This window comes from Gordonia sp. 852002-10350_SCH5691597, from assembly GCF_001665715.1.
GTDB lineage: Bacteria > Actinomycetota > Actinomycetes > Mycobacteriales > Mycobacteriaceae > Gordonia > Gordonia sputi.
Map to the genome: position 1 here is coordinate 1 of NZ_LZMO01000151.1, position 2,151 is coordinate 2,151.

Here is a 2,151-nt window from a genome sequence, read left to right on the forward strand (position 1 = left end):
GGCATCGCCGAACGACCGACGCCATGCGGGATCGGTCTGCGCGTCGAGCGGGCGGTGCACGTTTCCTCGGTCGAGGACGTCTCGGAAACCGTCTGTGGTCAGGTATGCGATCTTGGGCAGTCGTCGCTCGATGACCGCGTTGAGCCCCATGGTGCTCGCGTGGTTGAACACGGTGCTACCGGCCACGCCGAGTCTCTTGGCACCCTCGACAACCGGCGCAGGGGGGTTGGAACGACTACTGGGCACCTTGGTCACCGAGATCTTGCCGTCGCGCACCGCGACGACATCGGTGAAAGTGCCGCCGACATCAACTCCGAACATCGCGCTCACTCCCCCCGCTGCCCGACGCCAGTGGCTGTCCTGGCGGGTACGACAGGTGTGAACGAGCCCAGCCGCGGTGTCCTGGTTTTGGTCACCGTGTACAGACAGTCCTGGCACTTGGTGACGTCCCACCAGCCACCCTCGCCGAGCACCCGGTACTCGGCGACTGCCGTTGCACTGCCGCATTCCGGACAGATCTCGTCGACCGGTGATCGCTGGGCGTAGAGCCGCTCCTGCGTCGGCCGTGGAAAGTTGTGCATCGCTCCTGATTCCTTTCAGACGTCTCGATCGCATTCGGACGATCGCCGCTCGACCGCGCCACTCCTGAACGTGTTGTACGATTGTCATACAATTATGACGAGTCATAAGTCACACCGGAGGTTCTGTGTTGCGCGATTCACAGATGAATGTAGATGCTGATCGTTGTGCAGGCATGGGCCAAAAGCGCACACCACTGTCGGGGGGACGCACTGGCTCCCGAATCCCGGGCCCGACCCTCGGCCGATCGCCAGTGCGAGCGTTCACGGCTCCCGCGACCAATGTCCGGGTCACCGAGATGCTCTCCGAAGACGTTGCTGGACAGTGCTTTACCTCCTCACCGGACTCGTCGTCGACGGTGGTGCGAGTCCAGCTCTCCGGGCGCAGCAGGGTTGACTCCGGCGCACGCGAAACGACGCTCGGGCCCGGTGACACGGGGGTTTTCACCGGCAGGACAATCACGACCGAGGCGTCTCCCGATTGCCATTGCGTCGACCTGTCGATTCCGTGGAGCGAGGTGGAGATACCCCTCGCGGAATTCGGCCTCACCGCGATCCGTGCAGGCCAGGGGTCGCTCGCAGAGGCGCTCGCTCACCTGATGAACACCATCGTGGTCGGGTTCGAGGCGCTTGACGGGCACCAGCGCTACCGGGTGATGCGAAGCGCAGCCCAACTGGGGTTGGCGGTGATCCTCGACGATTGCGACGGCGCCTGGTCGGAATCCGACCCGCACGTGGTCCTGCTCCGCGAGATGTACCACCACATCGAAGAACACCTCTCGGATCCCGGTCTCGACGTCAACCAGCTCGCGGCCACTCATCATCTCTCAGTCCGGCACGTGCACAACATCTTTCGACTCAGTGGTCAGAGCGCCGCGGCGCGGATCCGGGAGCGGCGGGTGGCGCGCGCGTGCGAAGAACTCGCCGACCTGATGAAGGTGGACGTGCCCGTGGCCACCATCGCGGCGCATTGGGGCTTCTCGGGTGCATCGCACTTCGGTCAGGTGTTCAAGAGCACCACCGGCGAGACGCCCGCGGCGTTTCGCGCGCGCACCACTGCGCGACGTACCCCGGACGCGGTATCCATGTCGGCACGGTAGCGTCCGGGGTCGGACGACTCGTCAGGTGCCCGAGTCTTGCCCGAGTCGTCAGGCGTTGACGCGGATCTCCGAGAGGGTGGCCTCAGCGATCCGGAACGACTCCAATGCCGCGGGCACACCGGCGTAGATCGCGGTCTGGATCAGCACTTCCTGGATTTCTTCCTCGGTACAGCCATTGGTGACAGCACCGCGAACGTGGACCGCCAACTCGTGTCCGCGATTCAGTGTTGTGAGCATGGCGAGGTTCAGCAGACTCCGCGTCTTGCGATCGAGCCCTGGACGCGTCCACACCGCGCCCCAGCAGTACTCGGTGACCAATTCCTGTATGGGCCGCGAGAATTCGGTGACATTGTCGAGTGAGCGTTGCACGTGCGCCGCCCCGAGCACCGTCTTACGCATCTCGATGCCCTCGCGATATGTCTCGTCGTGCGTGTCGTCGAACTTCATGGTTCCTCCTGAGATTGTTGTCATAC

Annotated in this window: 4 protein-coding genes; 1 reads left to right on the top strand and 3 read right to left on the bottom strand. The window is 64.0% G+C overall.

Features of this window, described 5'->3' with window-relative positions:
• Both A5777_RS11365 and A5777_RS11370 read right to left on the bottom strand, forming a co-directional pair.
• Window positions 1-321 (bottom strand): hydantoinase/oxoprolinase N-terminal domain-containing protein (locus tag A5777_RS11365; protein ID WP_331710591.1); only part of this gene is annotated, 321 nt, incomplete at its 3' end.
• Window positions 322-326: 5 nt separating this feature from the next.
• On the bottom strand, window positions 327-581 hold the full coding sequence (locus A5777_RS11370) for a hypothetical protein (RefSeq protein WP_064862738.1): 255 nt from the start codon (window positions 579-581) through the stop codon (window positions 327-329).
• A gap of 251 nt (window positions 582-832) precedes the next feature.
• Here A5777_RS11370 and A5777_RS11375 point away from each other — a divergent pair, with 251 nt between their 5' ends.
• Window positions 833-1,678 carry a helix-turn-helix transcriptional regulator gene (locus tag A5777_RS11375; protein WP_064862739.1) on the top strand — a complete coding sequence of 282 codons (846 nt, stop codon included), beginning with the start codon at window positions 833-835 and terminating at the stop codon, window positions 1,676-1,678.
• Between the two features lie 48 nt (window positions 1,679-1,726).
• Here A5777_RS11375 and A5777_RS11380 read toward each other — a convergent pair whose 3' ends face one another.
• Window positions 1,727-2,125 (bottom strand): carboxymuconolactone decarboxylase family protein, encoded by a 399-nt coding sequence (locus A5777_RS11380; RefSeq protein ID WP_064862740.1) that lies wholly within the window; start codon window positions 2,123-2,125, stop codon window positions 1,727-1,729.
• Window positions 2,126-2,151: the final 26 nt, after the last annotated feature.

Excerpts from the sequence above, each read along its gene's own strand:
- A5777_RS11370 (WP_064862738.1), bottom strand. The coding sequence starts at position 581 with ATGCACAACTTTCCACGGCCGACGCAGGAGCGGCTCTACGCCCAGCGA.
- A5777_RS11380 (WP_064862740.1), bottom strand. The coding sequence starts at position 2,125 with ATGAAGTTCGACGACACGCACGACGAGACATATCGCGAGGGCATCGAG.